The sequence below is a fragment of the Bosea vestrisii genome (assembly GCF_030144325.1).
In the GTDB taxonomy this organism is placed as follows: domain Bacteria; phylum Pseudomonadota; class Alphaproteobacteria; order Rhizobiales; family Beijerinckiaceae; genus Allobosea; species Allobosea vestrisii_A.
On the sequence record NZ_CP126307.1, the window covers coordinates 874871 to 894397 of the forward strand.

Here is a 19527-nt window from a genome sequence, read left to right on the forward strand (position 1 = left end):
GCAAACTTCGCGCAATTTTCTGCGCCTGCTAGAAACCATGACTACAACTAATGCGGCACTTCGGGGAGACCCGCTCTAGCAGGGTTGCTCCATCGCCCTTCACCCGCAATGACGCTGGAGTGCCCTGCGCCCATGCCAGATGACGGCGCCCTCCGGATCGGCCAGTGTGGCGCCCCGTTTCGCTCTCCCGGTTTCGATGCTCGCCGCCCTCGCCTCCGCCCTCGCTCTGCTCGGCCGCTATGGCACGCAGGGCTTCGCGCTTTCGATCTTCCTCGGGCTCGCCTTGCCGCAGTTCTCCGCGGCGGCGCGCCCGCTCCTGCCGATCACGATCTTCTGCTTCACCACGGTCGTATTCATGCGCGCCGACCTCGGTGTGATCGCCGGGCTGGTGCGCCGGCCGGCAAAGCTGATCCTGACCTGCCTCTGGCTGCTGTTCACCCCGGCATTGCTGATCGCCGCCGCCCTCGCTCTGCTCGGCCGGGATGCGCTCGATCCCGGCCTCTTGCTCGGCATCGCGATCATGGGCGCGGCGCCGCCGATCATGTCCTCGCCCGCCGTCGCCATCCTCTACGGCTTCGAGCCCTCGCTGATCATCGCCGGCGTCATCGTCACCACGATCGCCAGCCCGCTGATCGCGCCGTTCCTGGTCGACTGGCTGGCGGGAGCCGCAGTGCCGCTCGACCGGCTGGCGCTGACCTTGCGACTGGTGATGTTCATCGGCGGCGGCATGGTCGTCGCTTTCGCCATCCGGCGCTGGCTCGGAGCCGAACGCATCCGCGCGCTGAAGCCCAATCTCGATGGCTTCGGCGTGCTGATGTACTTCATCTTCGCCATCGCCGCCATGGACGGCGTCACCAGGGCGGCGATGGAGCGGCCCGGGCAGGTCGCGCTCTTCCTTGCCGTCGCCTTCCTGGTCTCGGCCGTCGGCCTCGCCAGCGCCTGGCTGGCCTTGCGCCGCTTTCCCCGCTCCGAGCGCTTCATGATCGGCTACGGCACAGGCCAGCGGAACATGGGCCTGCTGGTCGCCGCGCTCGGCGCCGGCGTGCCGCCGACCACCTTCCTCTATTTCGCGCTGGCCCAGTTCCCGATCTATCTCCTGCCCTGGCTGCTGCGCGGCATTGCGGCGCGCCTCCGGCGCAGGGAGGCGCCTGCTGACGCAAGCTGACCAGGCCGGCCCCCAGGCTGCCCGCAACCGGCCGCTTTGACGGCTGGGGCATGGGGACGAAACCAATGAAGCTCTATTCCGGACCACTCAGCCTGTTTGGCCGCAAGGTCGAGATCACCCTTGCCGAGAAGGGGCTGGCCTTCGAGCGCGTCGTGGTCTCGTTCAACCAGATGGTCGGCTATCATCCGAAGCACCCCGACGTACTTGCCGCCAATCCGAAGGCGCAGGTGCCGATCCTGGTCGATGGCGAGCTGACCCTCTACGATTCCACCCTGATCCTCGAATATCTCGACGAGGCCTATCCGCAGCCGCCGCTCTACCCCGCAACGCCGGTCGAGCGGGCGCGCTGCCGCCAGCATGAGCTCTTCGCCGACGAGGTGGTGTTCGGCGCGCTGCGCCAACTCTTCCATCGCAACGGCGAACGCCTGCCACAGGCGGAGCTGGAGCAGCTTGAGGGCGCAGCCAGGGCGGCCGAAGCCGTGCTGGCGCGCTACTTTACCGACATAGACGCGGCGCTCGGCCAGAAACCCTATCTCTGCGGCGCCTTCTCCGTCGCCGATATCGGGATGTTCCTGATGGTGCACTATGTCCGCCGGCTGGACGGGCCCTCATTCGCTGCCCTGCCGGCGCTCGCAGCCTGGTACGAGCGGGTCGCCGCGCGTCCTGTCTTCGCGACACAGCTGACCGAGATCGCCGATTGGGACCGCAAGCTCTCGCTGCCGCTCCAGCGCCTCTGACTCCGGCAACGATGGCGGAAACGGATGTGCTGGCGTCGCCGCCTTGAAGAAATCCCTGCTGACGCGAGCTGACTGCAAGCTTTGCCAGAGTTCCGGCAAGCAAAACCGGAGTTCCTGTCATGATCACGCTCTATTCAGGGCCGCTCAGCCTGTTCTCGCGCAAGATCGAGATCGCTTTACGCGAAAAAGGCCTCGCCTTCGAGCGCATCATGGTGCCGTTCAACCAGACGACAGGCTACGATCCCAGGCATCCGGAAGTCGTCGCCATCAATCCCAAGCAGCAGGTTCCGGTCATGAACGATGACGGGCTGGTGCTTTATGATTCCACCGTGATCCTCGAATATCTCGAGGACGCCTATCCTGAGCCGCCGCTCTTTCCGCTCTGCCCCGGCGCGCGCGCCCGCTGCCGGCTCAACGAGCTCTATGCCGACGAGATCATGCTGCAGGCGCTGAAGCCGCTGATGCACCGAACCAGCCCGCCGAGCACCGACCAGACCAGGCGCTTCGCGCAGGAGGCCGACGCGCTGATCGCCGAGCGCGCGCTGGAGAACCACTATGCTGAGCTCGAAGACCGGCTCGCCGGCCGCGAGTACTTCGGCGATGCCGTCACGATCGCCGACATCGCCCTCTTCATGAGCGTGCTGTTTAGCCTGCGCCTGGGCGGCCCGTCGCTCGCGCCATTCGACGGCTTGTCGCGCTGGTTCGACCGGCTGAAGCTCCGGCCCGCCTTCACCCAGGCCGCCGTCGAGATCGCCGAGGCCGACCGGCGGCTGTCATTCCCGTTGAAGCGGGCCTGAGGATTTCGTCATCTAGATTTAGCGATCGAACCTCTCTGTCTTTCCGGGGCTTCGCGTAGCGAAGAGCCCGGAACCCAGAACCGATTTCTTATTCCAAAAGGGGCGATCTGCTTTCGCGCCCCGACGACAACCGGCGTCGGTTCTGGGTTCCGGGCTCATGCCTTCGGCCTGCCCCGGAATGACAATGCGGTAGTTCCGCGCGAGCGAGAAACAGGCTAAACGCCCCGCATGAGCACGATCCGCATTGCCCCATCCATCCTCTCGGCCGATTTCGCCAAGCTCGGCGAGGAGGTCCGCGCCATCGACGAGGCCGGCGCCGACTGGATCCATTGCGACGTGATGGACGGGCATTTCGTGCCCAACATCACCTTCGGGCCCGATGTGCTGAAGGCGATCCGGCCCCATACGAAGAAGTTCTTCGATGTCCACCTGATGATCGCGCCGGTCGATCCCTACATCGAGGCCTTCGCCAAGGCTGGCGCCGACCTGATCTCCTTCCATGTCGAGGCCGGGCCGCATCCGCACCGGACGATCCAGGCGATCAAGGCGCAGGGCAAGCAGGCTGGCATCGTGCTCAATCCCGGCACGCCGGCGAGCGCGGCCGAGCCGCTGATCGGCGATGTCGACCTGATCCTCCTGATGACGGTAAACCCCGGCTTCGGCGGCCAGAGCTTCATCCATTCGGTCGTCGACAAGATCGCGCAAATTCGGGCCCTGATCGGCGAGCGCCCGATCGCGCTCGAGATCGACGGCGGCGCCACGCCCGAGACGGCGCCGCTCGCGGTCAAGGCCGGCGCCGACGTGCTGGTCGCCGGCTCCGCGGTGTTCAAGGGCGGGCCCTCAGCCTATGCCGGCAACATCGCCGCCATCCGTAAGGCGGCCGAGACCGCGCGGGGCAGCTGGGTCTGAGAGCTTCCAAGCGTCATGCTCGGGCTTGACCCGAGCATCTCAGGCCGGAGGAGGCGCCAGCCAGCGCCTTCTCGTCACGAGCTTCTCGGGTCTGCGCTGCGCTTCGCCCGAGAATGACGGTTCAATCCTACAGATCGATCGCGGCAAAGCCGCCATAGATCAGCCGCGTGCCGTCGAAGGGCATCGGGTTGACGTCAGGGGCCATGCGTGGATCGGCCATCAGCTTCTGCCAGCCGGCATCGCGCGCCTCCTTGCTCGGCCACTCGACCCAGGAGAAGACGACGACCTCGTCCTCCTTCGCCGCGACCGCCCGATAGAAATCGGTCTGCTTGCCGCGCGGGACATCGTCGCCCCATGACTCGAAGACGCGCGTCGCGCCATATTCCTTGAACAGCGGCGCGGCCTTTGCGGGCATGCTCGGCATAGGCCTCACGATTGGCGGCGGGCACGGCTGCAACGAAACCATCGACATAGGACATCAGCTTTTCCTCCTTGGGTCTTTCGGCGCGCCCGATGAGAAACGCCCGCCCAGCCGGCGCGGACACTAGGCAGGTCGAGGGCCTGAAGCTGTCAGCAGCGGCCCTTCGGCATTCCACCCTGAGCCTCTCCGTGCTAGCGAGCGGCAAGCCTTTCATCGTCACGTCGCGAGCCCGCCATGATCCCCCGTTATTCCCGCCCCGAGATGGTCGCGATCTGGGAGCCGCAGACGCGCTTCCGCATCTGGTTCGAGATCGAGGCGCACGCCACCGACAAGCTCGCCGAGCTCGGCGTCGTGCCGAAGGACGCCGCCGCGACGATCTGGGCCAAGGCCAAGGACGCGACCTTCGACGTCGCCCGCATCGACGAGATCGAGCGCGTCACCAAGCATGACGTCATCGCCTTCCTGACCCATCTCGCCGAGATCGTCGGCCCCGAGGCGCGCTTCGTCCACCAGGGCATGACCTCCTCCGACGTGCTCGACACCACGCTCTCGGTGCAGCTGGCGCGCGCCACCGACATCCTGATCGCCGATGTCGACGCCCTGCTCGCCGCCATCAAGCGCCGCGCCTTCGAGCACAAGCTGACCCCGACCATCGGCCGCTCGCATGGCATCCATGCCGAGCCGGTGACCTTCGGGCTCAAGCTCGCCCAAGCCTATGCCGAGTTCGACCGTTGCCGCGCCCGCCTCGTCGCCGCACGTGCCGAGATCGCGACCTGCGCCATCTCGGGCGCCGTCGGCACCTTCGCCAATATCGACCCGCAGGTGGAGGAATATGTCGCGCAGAAGATGGGCCTGACACCCGAGCCGGTCTCGACCCAGGTCATCCCGCGCGATCGCCACGCCATGTTCTTCGCCACGCTCGGCGTCGTCGCGTCTTCAGTCGAACGCCTCGCCACCGAGATCCGCCATCTCCAGCGCACCGAGGTCTATGAGGCCGAGGAGTATTTCTCGCCGGGCCAGAAGGGCTCGTCAGCGATGCCGCACAAGCGCAACCCCGTCCTCACCGAGAACCTGACCGGCCTCGCCCGCCTGGTGCGCGGCATGGTCACCCCGGCGCTCGAGAACGTCGCCCTCTGGCACGAACGCGACATCTCGCACTCCTCGGTCGAGCGCATGATCGGCCCCGATGCGACGGTGACGCTCGACTTCGCGCTCGCCCGCCTCACCGGCGTCGTCGACAAGCTGCTGATCTATCCGCAGAACATGAGGAAGAACCTCGACAAGCTCGGTGGCCTGCACAATTCGCAGCGCGTCCTGCTCGCGCTGACCCAGGCAGGCGCCAGCCGCGAGGACAGCTATTCCATGGTCCAGCGCAATGCGATGCGCACCTGGGAGCATGGCGAGGACTTCCTCACCAACCTCAAGGCCGACAGAGACGTGACCGCCAAGCTGTCGGCGGCGCAACTGGAGGCGATGTTCGACGAGGGCTACCACTTCAAGCACGTCGACACGATCTTCCGCCGGGTGTTCGGGGAGGCTTGAGGCGCCTGCTGGATTTCGCAGAATTGAACGCTATCTAGCGGCCATGAAAACCTCTGACACCGACATCCTGATCGTGCCGGGCTGGTCGGGCTCCGGCCCCGACCATTGGCAGAGCCGCTGGGAAGCAAAGCTGGCCACCGCTCGCCGTGTCGAGCAGGAGGACTGGTACAAGCCGACCCGCGACGGCTGGGCCGACCGCATCGTCGCCGCCGTGCGCGCCGCGACCAGGCCGGTCGTCATCGTCGCACATTCGGCCGGCTGCAGCGCGGTCGCGCATGCGGCCGAGCATCTCAAGCCGCACGAGGTCACCGGCGCCTTCCTGGTCGCGCCGGCGTCCGAGCGCGCCAAGCGCGCCATTCCCGGCATGGCGGATGACTTCGCCTCGATCCCGCGGAGGCCCCTGCCCTTCCGCTCGGTGCTGATCGCCAGCGCGACCGATCCCTATTGCACGCAGGACGAAGCCAAGGCGTTGGCCGAGGCCTGGGGCTCGGAGTTCGTCGATGCCGGCGATAGCGGCCATCTCAACACCGAATCCGGCCACGGCCCTTGGCCGGACGGATTGCTGCGCTTCGCCGGTTTCATGAAGAGCCTGACGGCGGTGTGAGTGGCGCGGGGCCAAGCCCGAGCCAACGCGACCGGCGTCATAAGCTCGCCATCCGATCACCGGCTATTGGCCGATGCGGCGCAGTTCGGCGCGAGCGGCGCCCCACTCGTAAAATGTCTTCGGACAGATCTGCCACGCATGGCTCAGGAGCGGCTCAGCGTCCTTTGCCGCACCCTGCATGAGACGCGCTTCGGCAATATAGAAACTCGCCTCGCAATCCTGCTCGTTATACTTGACGGGGTCCTGGTCCTTCGCGGCTTCGCGGAGCTCTTCGGCGCCGATCTCGCCGCGGTAGTATCGAATGACCGGCGCAGGCCATTGCTGCATGTCGACCTTTGCAGCAGATATTGTGATGCGCTCGCCATTGCCAGCCCGCACGGAGGCGATGTGCAAGAAGAGCGCTGTGTAGGCGTCATCTGGTTTGAGATCGAGGGCGCGCTCCAGGCCTCGAATGGCTTCGTCCGAGCGGCCATCGAGAAATGCGAACCACCCGCGCAGGCGGGCCGCGCTGAAGCTCTTCGGATTCAGGGTCAGAGCTTCGTCAAGCTTTTGAAGCGCCTCCGGATGGCGCCCCAGGGCCGACAAAGCATCCGCCATCCTTTCGAGGATCTCGGCATTGATGACCTGCAAGCGAAGCTGGGCTTGCAGGTCATCCAGCGCGGCATCAGGGCGGCCAAGCGAGCGCGCTGTTAAGGCACGCGCGCCGAAAATGTCGGACCGCGGCGGGGCATCAATCGCGACAGCCCGTGTGAAGAGATCGTTCGCAGCCTCCCAATCCCGCGCTCTGCGCCGAGCCTGGCCGACCAGAAACAGGGCATTCTGTTCGATCTGGGGACCTTGTGCAGACACCAGGTCCCTCTGCGTCCTGCCCACCAGTGCCAATGACTTCTCGCGCTCGACCTTGCTGTCATGCAGCGCCAGGGCACGGGCAACGTGGCTGCGAGGATCCCGAGGATAGCGCCGTACGAGCTCGGCAGATTGCGCGACCCATTCGGCATCCGCCTTGGGCAGGTGCTCGGCCGGTATGAGAAATCTCGCAAGGGATACGTCGCCAAAGCCCGCCCGGGGAATCGACAGGAACGTCAGCGCGGGAAGAAGGAATGCACTGGCCAGAGCGATCCGACGCCAGCGCGGACGCTCCGTTTCGCGGTCCCAGCTCCACCAGACGAGCAAACCGAGCGCGGCGCCGCTCAGCGCTCCGGCAATATGCGTGGCATGATCGACGCGGATGGGGCCGAACCCGGTACTCGAAAAAACGGCGCCGAAAAGGGCTGCGAGGCAAAACCCGCTCAGCCATCTGCTTCGGGTGGTGTCCGGCCCCTTGAAGCTGAGCACCAGCCCCGCAGCGACGAGAGCCAGCACGGCTCCGGACGCGCCAATGCCCAAAAGAGCAGGCGGATTGAAACTGACCGAAGCGACTGAGCCTACCAACCCACCCAGCATGAAAATCGCGAGCAACCAGCCAATGCCGAGTGTGGCTTCAAGAAACCAGCCGACGATCACGAGCAGTATGACATTCGCAAGCAGATGGGCCGTGCTGCCATGCAGGAATATGGAACAGACCAGCCGGTACCATTGCCCTGCTTGAAAGACCAACTCACTCGACATCGCGCCGAACAACACCAGCGTCGGGCCGGTCACAACCGTGGCCCGCGTGCCCTCGAACGACATGGCGAGCTCGCCCAGGAAGACCAGGACGAGGATTGCGGCCAGTGCCAACGTGGCCCATGGAACAGGGAAAAGCAGATCGCCCAATTTGCCTGCCTGCTTTGGCGCTAGTGCAGGTAGTTCGGGGAATTGTGCGGCCGTTTCGATCTCTTCCCGAATGTAGACGACGCTCGTTCCCGCCGCCTCGTCGTAGAAGGCGTCCCGACCATGTGCGATTGCGATGACGGCGACGATCACCGCTGTGAGTTCAGGCAATCTGGAGAGGAACAGCAAGGCAGGCGGCAGATCGCTCGGCAACGTCAGGCCAGCCCACAAGGCCATAAAAAGCCCGATAGAGATCGCCATCAAAACGGTGCTAGGTAGCGCGAACAAGACATAGCGGCGGCGCAGAGCAGATCCGGCGCTGACGCCGGCGCGCGGCAGAACATAAAGACACGTCGCCTGACGCCCAGGGCTTTGCCATCCCCGCGCCTCCACCAGCCAGCGCATCAAGGCGAGCAGCGGCCATTGCAGCAGCGACAGGTCAAATGTCAGCGCCACTCGGTTCTGGCTGTCGAGCGAATAGCTGATCGATGTCGTGACGCTCGAGCCGGCCTCCTGCCGGGACATGGTGTAGAAGCGAGCGACGGGCTGCCCGAAGAGGCTCCTAGTGCAGACCTTCTCCACAGTCGGATCAAAGCCGGGCCGAACCTCGACCTCTTGCGGACGCTCTTTGGCCGGCTCACACGAGATGATCACGGCGGTGCTGTCGATCAGCGCGCCGTTGGACAGTGGAAACAGAACGCTCGCCAACAGCTGCGTTGCAACCATCACGACGATCAGGTCGATCAGGAAAGCGATGCCACGACGGATCAATCCGCCCGTCTTCCAGGTCGGTATTTCGCCCATCCCCAGCCCTTGGCCGCCCATCCTCCGCTAGCTCACCAAAACCAATTGCAAGATGCAAGAGCTGGCGGTGCTTCAACCTATACGAACAACGGGCACCACGAGGCACCGGGCTTGGCGGGCGGTAGTTTCGACCACGCTGTCAGCTGCGCGACGAAGCCGCGAACACCGCCAGTTGAGCTTCGAAAGCACGCTTATACGCCGGCCGCGCCTCGGCGCGGGCGACATAGGCGGCAAGGTTCGGGTGTTCCTCCAGGATACCCGAGCTCTGCAGTCTGCGCAGCACCGTCACCATCAAGAGATCACCGGCACTGAATGCGCCATCGAGCCAGTCGGCATCGCCGAGGTGGTTGGAGAGACCTTCGAGCCGCTTGCGGATGAGGTCATCGAGGGCGCTCAGGCGTTCTTCGTACCAAGGCTTATCGCGCTCAAGAATCCTGACCAAGGTGCGGTCGAAGATCGGCGGCTCCAGCGTGTTGAGCGCGGCGAACATCCATGTGATCGCACGCGCCCGGGCATTCGTATCGTCCGGCAGCAGGCCGGCATGGCGCTCCGCAATATGGAAGACGATCGCCCCCGACTCGAACAGGGAGAGATCGCCGTCCTCATAAGTCGGAATCTGTCCGAACGGTTGAAGCCCGAGATGCGCGGGCTGCTTCATCGCCTTGAACGACAGGAGACGCACCTCATAGGGCTGCCCGACCTCTTCGAGCGCCCAGCGAAGGCGCATGTCACGCGCCAGACCATTGCCACGGTCGGGCGAGCGTTCAAAGGCGGTGATGATGACGGTCATTGGCCGGCTCCCGTGGCTGTTTCGTGCGCTTGCTCCCGGAGGACGAATAGCCATCGCAGCTCCCGACCACTCGCCTCGTTTTTCTGACCACGGGATGCCGCGATCCGGCTCAGCCCTCAAAGAAAAACCCGCCCCGGATGGCTCCGGAACGGGTCTTGGTGTCACGCCGTGAGGCGATCAGCGACGATCAATTCTCGACATAGCCGATCTTGCCGTCGGCACCCTTCTTCCAGGTGTAGACGGTATAGTCCGGGCGGGTGATGTCGCCCTTCTTGTCGAAGCCGAGCTTGCCAATCACCGTATCGACCGGCTGGCCGCCCTGCAGCGCTGCAGCGATCTTCTTCGGATCGAGCGAGTTCGCACGCTTGGCGCCTTCGGCCATGACCTGCACGGCTGCGTAGCTGTACAGGGTGTAGGCTTCCGGCTTGAACTTGCGGGCCTCGAACTTCTTGAGGACAGCAGCCGCCTCGGGGCGCTTCTGCGGATCCGGCGGGAAGGTCATCAGCGTGCCTTCGACGCCGGGGCCGCCGATCGTGGCGAACTCGTCGGTGGTGATGCCGTCGCCGGAGATCAGCACGGTCTTCAGGCCCTGGTCGCGCATCTGGCGCACGATCAGGCCGCCTTCGGTGTGCAGGCCGCCCCAGTAGAGATAGTCCGCACCCGTCGACTTCAGCTTCGAGATCAGCGCCGAGAAGTCCTTCTCGCCGGCGTTGACGCCTTCATAGAGCACGTCCTTGACCCCAGCCTTGGTCAGGCCCTTGCGGGTCTCGTCGGCGAGGCCCTGGCCATAGGTCGTCTTGTCGTGGACGATGGCGATCTTCTTGCCCTTGAGGTTCTTGGCGATGTACTCCGCCGCCACCGAGCCCTGCTGATCGTCGCGGCCGCAAGTGCGGAACACGTTCCAGAGGCCACGCTCGGTGATCTTCGGATTGGTCGCCGAAGGGCTGACCATAAGGATGCCGTTCTCGGCATAGACTTCCGAGGCCGGCATGGTGACGCCGGAGTTGAAGTGCCCGACCACCCATTTGACGCCGTCGCCGACGAACTTGTTGGCGACCGACACACCCTGCTTCGGATCCGAGACGTCGTCTCCGACCGAAACCTGGATCTTCTGGCCGAGAATGCCGCCGGCGGCGTTGATGTCTTCGGCAGCCTGCTCCGCCCCGTTCTTCAGCTGCGCGCCGAACGCTGCATTCGGACCCGTGATCGGGCCGCCGACGCCAAGCTTGATCTGTGCGTTCGCTACGCCCGAAAAGGCGAGGACCGCGCCAAGGGCAATTCCGCCCAAGAGCAGCTTCTTCATGCGTTGTGACTCCCCTGTGAGTATATTACGGGCCGGTTTGGCCGTCCCGTCTCGGCGCGTGGTGCCACCGTGAAACGCAGTCTTGCGCTTTTTCGCAGTGGTGTCACGCGGCAAGCCCCGTGAACTTTGGTTGTGTTTTCGGCGCCTTAAGTGCTCTCGCGAGCCTTCCAGGTGAAGGGTCCGGTGCGCTCATAGAGCCAGCGATATTGCGTCGTCATCTGGCGCGCTCGGTTGTAGCGCCAGCCGGCGAAGCTGAAGGCGAACAGCACGATCGTGTCGACGATGTAATAGTGCGGCGACAGCAGCGTCGCCTCGAACAGGGCGAAGTGAATGAAGCGGATCGCCAGCCCGAGGATCAGCGTATAGATGACGAGCTGGACCGGCGGGCGCCAGGTGATCGCCACCGCCCGCCCCGCCATCCAGGCAGCCCAGCCACCCATCACCACCGTGACCAGCAGGAAGAGCCAGATGGTCGGCTCCTCGTAGAGAATGCCCTGCATCATCGTGCTCCGTTCAGGCCCGCGCCGCTCAATGCCGGCCGCCTTCGAGATAGGCCGCCCGCACCTGCGGATTGGCGAGCAATTCCCGCCCCGTGCCGCTCATGGTGATGACGCCGTTGACCATGACGTAGCCGCGATGGGCGAGCTTCAGCGCATGGAAGGCGTTCTGCTCGACCAGGAACACGGTCAGCCCCTGGCTGCGGTTGAGCTCGCGAATGGCCTCGAAGATCTGCTTGACGATCAGCGGCGCGAGGCCGAGCGAGGGCTCGTCGAGCATCAGCAGCTTCGGCCGCGCCATCAGCGCACGCGCGATCGCGACCATCTGCTGCTCGCCGCCCGAGAGCGTGCCGCCGCGCTGCTGCAGCCGCTCCTTCACGCGCGGGAAAAGTGCGCAGATCTTCTCGAGATCCTCGTCGAAATGCTGCATGCCGGCGACGGCCGCGCCCATCTGCAGGTTCTCGAACACGGTCATGCGCGGGAAGATGCGCCGCCCTTCCGGCGACTGCGCGATGCCGAGGCGCGCGATCTCATGGCTCGGCATCTTGGTGATGTCGCGCCCCTCATAGGTGATGGTGCCTTCGCGCGCCTGCGGGGTGCCGAAGATCGTCATCATCAGCGTCGACTTGCCGGCGCCGTTGGCGCCGATCATCGTGACGATCTCGCCCTGGCGGACATCGACGTCGACGCCCTTCAGCGCGATGATCTTGCCGTAATAGGTCTTGACCCCGCGGACGGTGAGGAGCGGAGCGGTTTGAGCGCCCGGGAGCGGTGCTGCCTCGCTCATAGGCCGACCTCCGCTTCCACCTGCTCGACCTCTTCGTCATCGACGCCAAGATAGGCGGCGATCACCTTCGGATCGGCCTGCACCTCGGCCGGCGTGCCGTCCGAGATCTTGGTGCCGTAATCGAGCACCACGACATGGTCCGAGATTTCCATCACTACCGACATGTCGTGTTCGATCAGGAGCAGTGCCGTGCCGTGATCCTTGCGGATCGACAGCAGCAGGTTGTTGAGGTCGAGGCTCTCGCGTGGGTTGAGGCCGGCCGCCGGCTCGTCGAGGCAAAGCAGCACCGGATCGGTGCACATGGCGCGGGCGATCTCGAGCCGGCGCTGGTCGCCATAAGGCAGATCGGCAGCAGGATCGTCGGCGCGGTGGACCAAGTTGATCTTCTCGAGCCAGCCCGTGGCCTTCTCGATCGCTTCCTTCTCGCGCGCCTTGTAGCCGCCGATGCCGAGCACGCCGAGGAAGGTGAAGCCTGAGGCGATCATCAGCGGGTTGTGCTGCGCGACCAAGAGGTTCTCCAGCACCGTCATGCCGCCGAACAGGCGGATGTTCTGGAAGGTGCGGGCGACCTTGGCCTTCCAGGCGATGCGGAAGTCCGGCATCCGTTCGAGCAGGTAGCTGTCGCCCGAAGAACCGTCACGATTCTCCTGCGTGAGCGTGATCATGCCCTCGGTCGGCTTGTAGAAGCCGGTGATGCAGTTGAACACCGTGGTCTTGCCGGCACCATTGGGGCCGATCAGTGCGGTGATCTCGCCCTTGCGCGCCTCGAAGGAGAGGTCGTTGACGGCGGTGAGGCCGCCGAAGCGCATCGTCAGATGCTCGACCTTGAGCAGCGGCGTCCCGGGCGGAGCGGCCGTGACGGCTGTCATCGCCGAGGTGGTCTCGACCAGGTTCGTCATCAGCCGTGCCCCTCTTGGACAATGTCGGAGGAGATCGCTTTCTTCTCCTTGAGGAAGGCGGTCGGCTCGCGGGTCGAGATCAGCCCGCGCGGCTTCCAGATCATGATCACCACCATGGCGAAGCCGAAGATCAGCATGCGGTATTTGGTCGGATCGAAATCGGGACCGAAGATCTGCTTCAGCCAGTCGAGTTCGCGCAACAGCTCCGTGCCGCCGATCATCGCGATCGCGGCGATGGCGCAGCCCCAGAGCGAGCCCATGCCGCCGAGCACGACGATGGCGAGGATCACCGCCGATTCCATGAAGACGAAGGATTCAGGCGAGATGAAGCCCTGCCGCGCCGCGAAGAACGAGCCGGCGAAGCCGCCGAACATCGCACCGAGCGAGAAGGCCGTCAGCTTGGTGTTGGTGGTGTTGATGCCGAGCGAGCGACAGGCGATCTCGTCCTCGCGCAGCGCCTCCCAGGCACGCCCGACCGGCAGGCGGCGCAGGCGCAGGCTGACATAGGCGGTCAGCAGCGCCAGGCACAGGATGACGTAGTAGAGGAAAATGGTGCGGTAGAGCGGCGAGAATTCAAGCCCGAATACCGCGGAAAAGCCGTCATCGCCCGCCGTGAACGGGATGCCGAAGAAGGTCGGCCGCGGGATGCCGGAGATGCCGGCATAGCCATTCGAGAACTCGGTCCAGTTGATCAGGACGAGCCGGATGATCTCACCGAAGGCGAGCGTCACGATGGCGAGATAGTCGCCGCGCAGCCGCAGCACCGGGAAGCCGAGCAGCATGCCCCAGAAGGCGGCGAGGATGCCCGACATCGGCAGCAGGATCCAGAAGGACAGGCCGAAGTTCTTGGCGAGCAGCGCGTAGGAATAGGCGCCGACTGCGTAGAAGGCGACATAGCCGAGGTCGAGCAGGCCGGCGAGGCCGACGACGATGTTCAGCCCCCAGCCGAGCATGACGTAGATCAGGATCTGGACGCCGAAATTGTCGATCCATTTCAGTGCCCCGCCCCAGCCGGCGAGATTGATCGCGATGATCGGGAAGCTGACCAGGAAGCCGAGGCCGAACAGCGAGAAGATCCGCGAATGGCGCTGGAAGAAGCCGATCGTGCCATGCGGCAGGAGCCGCACGGCCGACTTGCCCTCACTGCGCGTCTGCTGGCGCAGCGCCATCAGGAAGCGGCCGACGAAGACGATCGCCACGGCCCAGGCCACCGCATCCCAGCGCGGATCGAGCACGAGCTGGTTGTCGAGGTTCTGGCGCGTGCCCCAGGCGATGATCGGGATGCAGAGGCCGAAGGTGATCAGCGCCGCGAAGGCGGCTTCCTTCAGCGCCTTCGTCATGTCGGCCTGGCGCTTGGCCGGGGTCGATGTGTCCATGGCCATCGGCTTTAGACCTTCTCGACTTCGGGCCGGCCGAGGATGCCGGAGGGCATGAAGACGAGGACGACCGCAAGGATGCAGAAGGCGGCGACGTCCTTGTAGTCGATGGTGAAATAGGCCGACCACATCACCTCGATCAGCCCGATCAGCAGCCCGCCGAGCACGGCGCCGGGCAGCGAGCCGATGCCGCCGAGCACGGCCGCGGTGAAGGCCTTGACGCCCGGCGTGAAGCCGTCGGCGAAGTTCACCACGCCGTAGAGCACCAGGTACATGACGCCCGCCACCGCAGCGAGCGCGGCGCCCATCACGAAGGTGATCGAGATGGTGCGATCGACGTCGACGCCGAGCAGCGAGGCCATCTTGCGGTCCTGCTCGCAGGCGCGCTGGGCCCGGCCGAGCGGCGTCTTCTGCACGAGGTACCAGAAGGCGGCGAGCAGCACGACCGTGGTGATGATGATGACGAGCTGCTTGTAGGAGATCGAGACCGGATAGGTCGCGCTGTCGATCAGCAGGATCGACTTGTTCAGCATCGGCGGAATCGGCTTGTTGCGCGGCCCCTGCACGACCTGGACGAAGTTCATCAGGAAGATCGACATGCCGATCGCCGAGATCAACGGCGCGAGGCGGAACGAACCACGCAGCGGCCGGTAGGCGACGCGCTCGATCGTCCAGTTCCACAGCGAGGTGAAGAACATCGCAAGGATCAGGACGAAGATCAGCGCCAGCACGATCAGACCAGCCCCGAACCAGGCCGAGATCAGCATGAAGAAGATCAGCGCGATGAAGGCCGACAGCATGAAGACGTCGCCATGCGCGAAATTCACCATGCCGATGATGCCGAAGACCATCGTGTAGCCGATGGCGATGAGGCCGTAAATTGACCCCAGGGTCAGCCCGTTGATGAGCTGCTGGACGAATACTTCCATTGAACGACGCCTAACCCCTCGAATCAGTTACCCGTTCTTTTTTGCGCGGCATGACGCCGACGCATGCGGGATGCGATTACGGCGCAGAGCTACCAACGGTCTGCGCGCTCGACAATCACCCCACGCCACATTTCTGTCAAAAGCAATCTGCGGGACATTGCATATGCAATAGGCAGCCGATGCTGCTGCTCCGCGCGCATTCCGCGCAAGATGATTGCTCGGCATGCAGTGTACGATCCCGCGATTCCGGGCCCGTTGTCGCCGATGTCGCACCACCGAGGCGCGAGATACCGGAATGGCGGTTCCAATCGCGCTTGGCGGCATGCGCTTTTGGCCTCGCGCGCTAGCTCGCGCGCTGCCACGATCACGCTCCCGCGATTCCCGTTTTTCAGGTGCGCTATGGTCCTCGCCGCTCCTCCCCTCGCCGACGCTGCCTATGATCAGGCGCTCGCTTTGCTCGATCGCATCCCGCTGATCGATGGGCACAACGACCTGCCCTATGTCGTGCGGCTCGACCGGACCGCGAAGGGCGACCTTCCGACCTACGATCTCGGCAAGGTCCATCCCGAGACCGACACCGACATTCCGCGGATGCGCTCCGGCAAGCTCGCGGCACAGTTCTTCGCGGCCTATGTCCCGCCTAATCATCCCAAGCCCGCCGGCTTCGCATTGGCGCAGATCGCGCTGATGCGCCGGATTTGGGCACACCACGCCGACGTCTTTCGGCCCGGCCTGTCGGCCGATGACGTCGAAGCCGCCAAGAAGGAAGGGCGCATCGCCCTGTTCATGACGATCGAGAACGGCTCGGCGCTCGACAACGAGCTCGATGCGCTCGACGCCTATTGGGACCTCGGCGTCAGGCTGATGACGCTCTGCCACAACGACACCCATGACTGGTGCGATTCGGCGACCGATGCGCTGCGCCACAATGGACTCAGCGCCTTCGGCAAGCAGGTGATCGGGCGCATGAACCGGCTCGGCATGGTCGTCGACCTCGCCCATGTCGCGCCGAAGGTGATGCACGACGTGCTCGACATCAGCGAGGCGCCGGTGGTCTGGTCGCACTCCAACGCCTTCTCGCTCTGCAACCACCCGCGCAACGTCCCCGATGACGTGCTGGACCGGGTCGCCGGCAAGGACGGGGTCGTGATGGCGACCTTCGTGCCCGACTTCATCAACCAGGCCTCGCGCGACTGGAACCGGCCGGCCAGGGATCAGTACGGCAAGGCGCGGGAAGGGCTCGACTTCAAGAAGGTGGAAGCCGAGATCACCCAGACCTCCGGCCCCCGGCCAAGGGCGACGCTGGCGCAATACTGCGACCATCTCGACTATCTGGCCAAGCGGATCGGCCATGACCATCTCGGCATCGGCTCGGATTTCTTCGGCGGCCTCACGCCGGACGGGCTAGAGGACGCCTCGACCTTCCCGGCCCTGATCGCCGAGCTGATCCGCCGTGGCTGGTCGGAAGAGAACCTCGCCAAGCTCGCCAGCGGCAACATGCTGCGGGTAATGCGCTCGGTCGCAAGCGCGGCCGCGCGTTGAGCGCGACCGTCGCGGCAAGGCAAAATTGAGGCAAAATTTTAAGGGTCTGATGCGAGACCTTTCGGGCCCGACATTGCGAGCGGGGGCGGAGCGCTAGCGACTCCCCTGTCCCGCGCCAGAACAGCCCGGACAGGTCCCGTGAATCTCTTTCCCGCCTCCATCAGGAACTATCTCGTCGCCACCATGGCGTGTCTGTGCGTGCCGGGACTCGGCGCGCTCGCCTTTCTCGCGGAACAGGCCGTCGAGGACGTCCTGACCAGCCGACGGCTCGTCGAGCTGGTCGCCGCCGACGAGGCCCTCCTCGTCGCCGGCAACACAATCCGGTCCAACCGTGGCCAGGCCCAGACCGCGATCCAGGTCGCGGACGATCCTTCGCCGACGCTGAAGAAGATCGAGCAGGCAAATCGCGACGAGCTCGGGCGCGCCATGGCACGCCTGCGCAGCACCGATCTCGCCGAGCGGAACGCGCTGGCCGATGCGATCGACCAGAAGGAAAAGGCGACCGCGTCGAAGCTGCCGGAGATGTACGCCGAGGCGGCCAAGCCGAAGCCGCAGCGCGGCCTCGCGGCGACGATGCCCTGGTACAACGGCGTCGGCGATATCGAGACCGCGATGACCGCGGCCTCCGACGGAACTTCCACGGCTGTCCGCATGTCAGATCCGGCGCTCGCCGATCTTCAGAACTTCAAGGCAGCCGGCTGGCGCGTGCGGTCGAGCTACGGCACGCAGTGCTCGGTGCTGCGCCCGGTTTTCGGCAGCAACAAGCCGATGGACGCAGCGCAGCTGCGCCGGCTCGGCGAGATGCGCGGTGCCTCCGACGCCAGCGTCGCCCAGTTGACCCAGCTGGCGGCACGCCCGGGCGTCAGCCCGGAGCTGGTGCGCAAGATCGGAGCGATGAACACCGAGGTCACGGCCGCCAACCGGCTGATGGACGAGCAGATCGGCCGCGTCGGCCAGGGCAGCAGCCCGGTCGTCGGCGCCGAGGAGTGGACGAAGCAGTGCAACGGCCCGTTCAACACGATCCTTGCGGCCGTCGGCCAGTCCTTCGACGAGATGGAGAACGTGACGCAGGCGACGCTGGCGCGGGCCTGGACCCGGCTCGCCATCACCGGCGGCCTGTTCCTCGCTTTGCTCGCCATCTGCGTGCTGAGCTGGCGCGGCGTGCAGCGCCGCATCACCCGGCCGCTGGTCCAGCTGCAGACGGCGCTGGCCGGCATGCAGGCCGGTGATTTCGCCCATAAGATCCCAGCTCCCCCCTGCCCCGACGAGATCGGCACGCTCAGCGGCGCGCTCGAGGTCTATCGCCAGAACGCGCTCGCGCTCGAAACCAACCGGCGCGATCGCGAGGTCGCAATGCTCGCTGACGCGGAGCAGGCCGCCAAGGTCCGCACGCTCGTCGGCGAGGTCGCGGGGATCGTGGCAGCCGCCCGCGCCGGCGACTTCTCCGGTCGCGCCGAAGCCGGCGATGTCGAAGGGCCGCTGCGCGAACTGGTCGAGGGCGTCAACGAGATCAACGCCGTCGTCGACGCTGCGACCACCGAGTTCGCCGGAGCGATGCAATCGCTCGCTGGTGGCGACCTCACCCACCGCGTGACGACGGGCTATCGCGGCCGCTTCGCCGCGCTGCAGGAGGCGATCAACCAGACCGCCGAGCGGCTCTCGACGACGCTCCGCACCATCCAGGCCAACGCCTCCGATGTCGGCCTTTCGGCCCGCGAGATCTCGACCGGCGCCGACGACCTCTCCAAGCGCACCGAGGAACAGGCCTCCTCGCTGGAAGAAAGCGCCGCGACCACCGAGGAGCTGGCGGCTTCCGTCAAGGCTTCGGCCCAGGCCGCCCAGCAGGCTGTGCGCCAGGCCGGACAGGCCATGCAGGTCGCCCAGGATGGCGGAGCCATCGCCGGCGAGGCCGTCTCGGCCATGGTCCGGATCGAGCAGGCCACGAAGAAGATCTCCGACATCATCCGGGTGATCGACGACATTGCCTTCCAGACCAACCTTCTCGCGCTCAACGCAGCGGTCGAGGCCGCCCGTGCCGGCGACGCCGGCAAGGGTTTCGCGGTGGTCGCCAGCGAGGTGCGCACCCTCGCCCAGCGCTCCAGCGCTGCGGCCAAGGACATTTCCGGGCTGATCTCCTCCTCGAACAGCGAGGTCGAGACCGGCGTGAAGCTCGTGCGCCAGGCCGGCGATGCGCTGACCCGCATCGTCGAGGCCTCGAGCGGTGTCCAGACCACCATCTCCGAGGTCGCGACCGCCTCGACCGAACAGGCCAATGGCATCGAGGAGATGAGCCAGACCGTCGCGCATATGGACGAGATGACTCAGGCGAACGCGGCGCTCGCCGAGCAGAGCGCCGCCAGCGCCAACGCACTCGCCGGCAAGATCTCCGAGCTCAATGCCCTCGTCGCGGCCTTCAGGACCGGCGATGAGCTCGCGCCGATCGCAAGGTCGCCGGTCGCTGCCGCCCCCTATGCCCCGCCACCCCTGCGCACTTCCGACCTGGCAGCGATCGCGACCGGCCGGGGCGCCGAGCCGGAGCGTCTGCGCAAGCTCGCGGCGGCACTCGTCGAGCAGCAGAAGGCGCCGCCGCGCCAGGCTCCGGCCCGTAAGCGCGCCAATGATGCCGGCTGGGAAGAGTTCTGAGACGCATCCCAGCATCATGACCGAAAAGAG

The 19527-nt window shown here is 65.5% G+C and carries 17 protein-coding genes; 8 read left to right on the forward strand and 9 right to left on the reverse strand.

Going from position 1 to position 19527, the window contains the following annotated elements:
- Positions 1-166: 166 nt before the first annotated feature.
- The 4 genes from QO058_RS04285 to rpe all read left to right on the forward strand — a co-directional run bounded on the left by QO058_RS04285 (position 167) and on the right by rpe (position 3608).
- On the forward strand, positions 167-1165 hold the full coding sequence (locus QO058_RS04285; RefSeq protein WP_284170554.1) for a sodium:proton symporter: 999 nt from the start codon (positions 167-169) through the stop codon (positions 1163-1165).
- A 65-nt stretch (positions 1166-1230) separates the two neighbouring features.
- Positions 1231-1902 carry a glutathione S-transferase family protein gene (locus QO058_RS04290; protein ID WP_284170556.1) on the forward strand — a complete coding sequence of 224 codons (672 nt, stop codon included), beginning with the start codon at positions 1231-1233 and terminating at the stop codon, positions 1900-1902.
- Between the two features lie 119 nt (positions 1903-2021).
- A complete protein-coding gene (locus tag QO058_RS04295; RefSeq protein ID WP_284170558.1) occupies positions 2022-2699 on the forward strand; it encodes a glutathione S-transferase family protein in 678 nt (225 codons plus the stop codon).
- 228 nt (positions 2700-2927) lie between these two features.
- The gene (gene rpe / locus QO058_RS04300; RefSeq protein ID WP_284170559.1) at positions 2928-3608 is read left to right on the forward strand and encodes a ribulose-phosphate 3-epimerase; all 681 of its coding nucleotides are present in this window, start codon (positions 2928-2930) and stop codon (positions 3606-3608) included.
- A 127-nt stretch (positions 3609-3735) separates the two neighbouring features.
- Here the strand turns inward: rpe and QO058_RS04305 are convergent, their stop codons facing one another.
- Positions 3736-4023, reverse strand: coding sequence for a DUF1428 domain-containing protein (locus QO058_RS04305; protein WP_284170560.1), 288 nt, complete (start codon positions 4021-4023; stop codon positions 3736-3738).
- A gap of 240 nt (positions 4024-4263) precedes the next feature.
- Between QO058_RS04305 and purB the strand changes: the two genes are divergently transcribed.
- Positions 4264-5571, forward strand: a complete 1308-nt coding sequence (purB, locus tag QO058_RS04310; protein ID WP_284170561.1) for an adenylosuccinate lyase — start codon at positions 4264-4266, stop codon at positions 5569-5571.
- A 43-nt stretch (positions 5572-5614) separates the two neighbouring features.
- Positions 5615-6175, forward strand: coding sequence for an RBBP9/YdeN family alpha/beta hydrolase (locus tag QO058_RS04315; RefSeq protein WP_284170563.1), 561 nt, complete (start codon positions 5615-5617; stop codon positions 6173-6175).
- 63 nt (positions 6176-6238) lie between these two features.
- Here the strand turns inward: QO058_RS04315 and QO058_RS04320 are convergent, their stop codons facing one another.
- The 8 genes from QO058_RS04320 to QO058_RS04355 form a co-directional block, all read right to left on the reverse strand.
- The gene (locus QO058_RS04320) at positions 6239-8731 is read right to left on the reverse strand and encodes a rhomboid family intramembrane serine protease (RefSeq protein WP_284170565.1); all 2493 of its coding nucleotides are present in this window, start codon (positions 8729-8731) and stop codon (positions 6239-6241) included.
- Positions 8732-8870: 139 nt separating this feature from the next.
- Positions 8871-9521 (reverse strand): glutathione S-transferase family protein, encoded by a 651-nt coding sequence (locus QO058_RS04325; RefSeq protein ID WP_284172813.1) that lies wholly within the window; start codon positions 9519-9521, stop codon positions 8871-8873.
- Between the two features lie 187 nt (positions 9522-9708).
- Entirely contained in the window at positions 9709-10824 is a 1116-nt protein-coding gene (locus QO058_RS04330; protein ID WP_284170566.1) for a branched-chain amino acid ABC transporter substrate-binding protein, read from the reverse strand.
- Between the two features lie 146 nt (positions 10825-10970).
- Positions 10971-11324, reverse strand: coding sequence for a DUF6867 family protein (locus QO058_RS04335; protein WP_284170567.1), 354 nt, complete (start codon positions 11322-11324; stop codon positions 10971-10973).
- A gap of 28 nt (positions 11325-11352) precedes the next feature.
- A complete protein-coding gene (locus tag QO058_RS04340) occupies positions 11353-12108 on the reverse strand; it encodes an ABC transporter ATP-binding protein (RefSeq protein ID WP_284170568.1) in 756 nt (251 codons plus the stop codon).
- The gene (locus QO058_RS04345; protein WP_284172814.1) at positions 12105-12977 is read right to left on the reverse strand and encodes an ABC transporter ATP-binding protein; all 873 of its coding nucleotides are present in this window, start codon (positions 12975-12977) and stop codon (positions 12105-12107) included. Before QO058_RS04345 ends, QO058_RS04340 begins: the two co-directional genes overlap by 4 nt.
- Before the next feature lie 29 nt (positions 12978-13006).
- Positions 13007-14383 carry a high-affinity branched-chain amino acid ABC transporter permease LivM gene (gene livM, locus QO058_RS04350; RefSeq protein WP_432212011.1) on the reverse strand — a complete coding sequence of 459 codons (1377 nt, stop codon included), beginning with the start codon at positions 14381-14383 and terminating at the stop codon, positions 13007-13009.
- Between the two features lie 11 nt (positions 14384-14394).
- Entirely contained in the window at positions 14395-15312 is a 918-nt protein-coding gene (locus QO058_RS04355; protein ID WP_126110252.1) for a branched-chain amino acid ABC transporter permease, read from the reverse strand.
- Positions 15313-15711: 399 nt separating this feature from the next.
- Here QO058_RS04355 and QO058_RS04360 point away from each other — a divergent pair, with 399 nt between their 5' ends.
- Together QO058_RS04360 and QO058_RS04365 are read left to right on the forward strand one after the other, a co-directional pair.
- On the forward strand, positions 15712-16854 hold the full coding sequence (locus QO058_RS04360) for a dipeptidase (RefSeq protein WP_284170572.1): 1143 nt from the start codon (positions 15712-15714) through the stop codon (positions 16852-16854).
- A gap of 138 nt (positions 16855-16992) precedes the next feature.
- Positions 16993-19497, forward strand: a complete 2505-nt coding sequence (locus tag QO058_RS04365; RefSeq protein ID WP_284170574.1) for a methyl-accepting chemotaxis protein — start codon at positions 16993-16995, stop codon at positions 19495-19497.
- The last annotated feature ends 30 nt before the right edge of the window (positions 19498-19527 follow it).

What these genes read in the sequence shown, in the direction of transcription:
- QO058_RS04335 (WP_284170567.1), bottom strand. Translation starts at nt 11,324, where the DNA reads ATGCAGGGCATTCTCTACGAGGAGCCGACCATCTGGCTCTTCCTGCTG.
- livM (WP_432212011.1), bottom strand. Translation starts at nt 14,383, where the DNA reads ATGGACACATCGACCCCGGCCAAGCGCCAGGCCGACATGACGAAGGCG.
- QO058_RS04340 (WP_284170568.1), bottom strand. Translation starts at nt 12,108, where the DNA reads ATGAGCGAGGCAGCACCGCTCCCGGGCGCTCAAACCGCTCCGCTCCTC.
- QO058_RS04315 (WP_284170563.1), top strand. Translation starts at nt 5,615, where the DNA reads ATGAAAACCTCTGACACCGACATCCTGATCGTGCCGGGCTGGTCGGGC.
- purB (WP_284170561.1), top strand. Translation starts at nt 4,264, where the DNA reads ATGATCCCCCGTTATTCCCGCCCCGAGATGGTCGCGATCTGGGAGCCG.
- QO058_RS04320 (WP_284170565.1), bottom strand. Translation starts at nt 8,731, where the DNA reads ATGGGCGAAATACCGACCTGGAAGACGGGCGGATTGATCCGTCGTGGC.
- QO058_RS04325 (WP_284172813.1), bottom strand. Translation starts at nt 9,521, where the DNA reads ATGACCGTCATCATCACCGCCTTTGAACGCTCGCCCGACCGTGGCAAT.
- QO058_RS04330 (WP_284170566.1), bottom strand. Translation starts at nt 10,824, where the DNA reads ATGAAGAAGCTGCTCTTGGGCGGAATTGCCCTTGGCGCGGTCCTCGCC.
- QO058_RS04295 (WP_284170558.1), top strand. Translation starts at nt 2,022, where the DNA reads ATGATCACGCTCTATTCAGGGCCGCTCAGCCTGTTCTCGCGCAAGATC.
- QO058_RS04290 (WP_284170556.1), top strand. Translation starts at nt 1,231, where the DNA reads ATGAAGCTCTATTCCGGACCACTCAGCCTGTTTGGCCGCAAGGTCGAG.
- QO058_RS04345 (WP_284172814.1), bottom strand. Translation starts at nt 12,977, where the DNA reads ATGACAGCCGTCACGGCCGCTCCGCCCGGGACGCCGCTGCTCAAGGTC.
- QO058_RS04305 (WP_284170560.1), bottom strand. Translation starts at nt 4,023, where the DNA reads ATGCCCGCAAAGGCCGCGCCGCTGTTCAAGGAATATGGCGCGACGCGC.
- rpe (WP_284170559.1), top strand. Translation starts at nt 2,928, where the DNA reads ATGAGCACGATCCGCATTGCCCCATCCATCCTCTCGGCCGATTTCGCC.
- QO058_RS04355 (WP_126110252.1), bottom strand. Translation starts at nt 15,312, where the DNA reads ATGGAAGTATTCGTCCAGCAGCTCATCAACGGGCTGACCCTGGGGTCA.
- QO058_RS04360 (WP_284170572.1), top strand. Translation starts at nt 15,712, where the DNA reads ATGGTCCTCGCCGCTCCTCCCCTCGCCGACGCTGCCTATGATCAGGCG.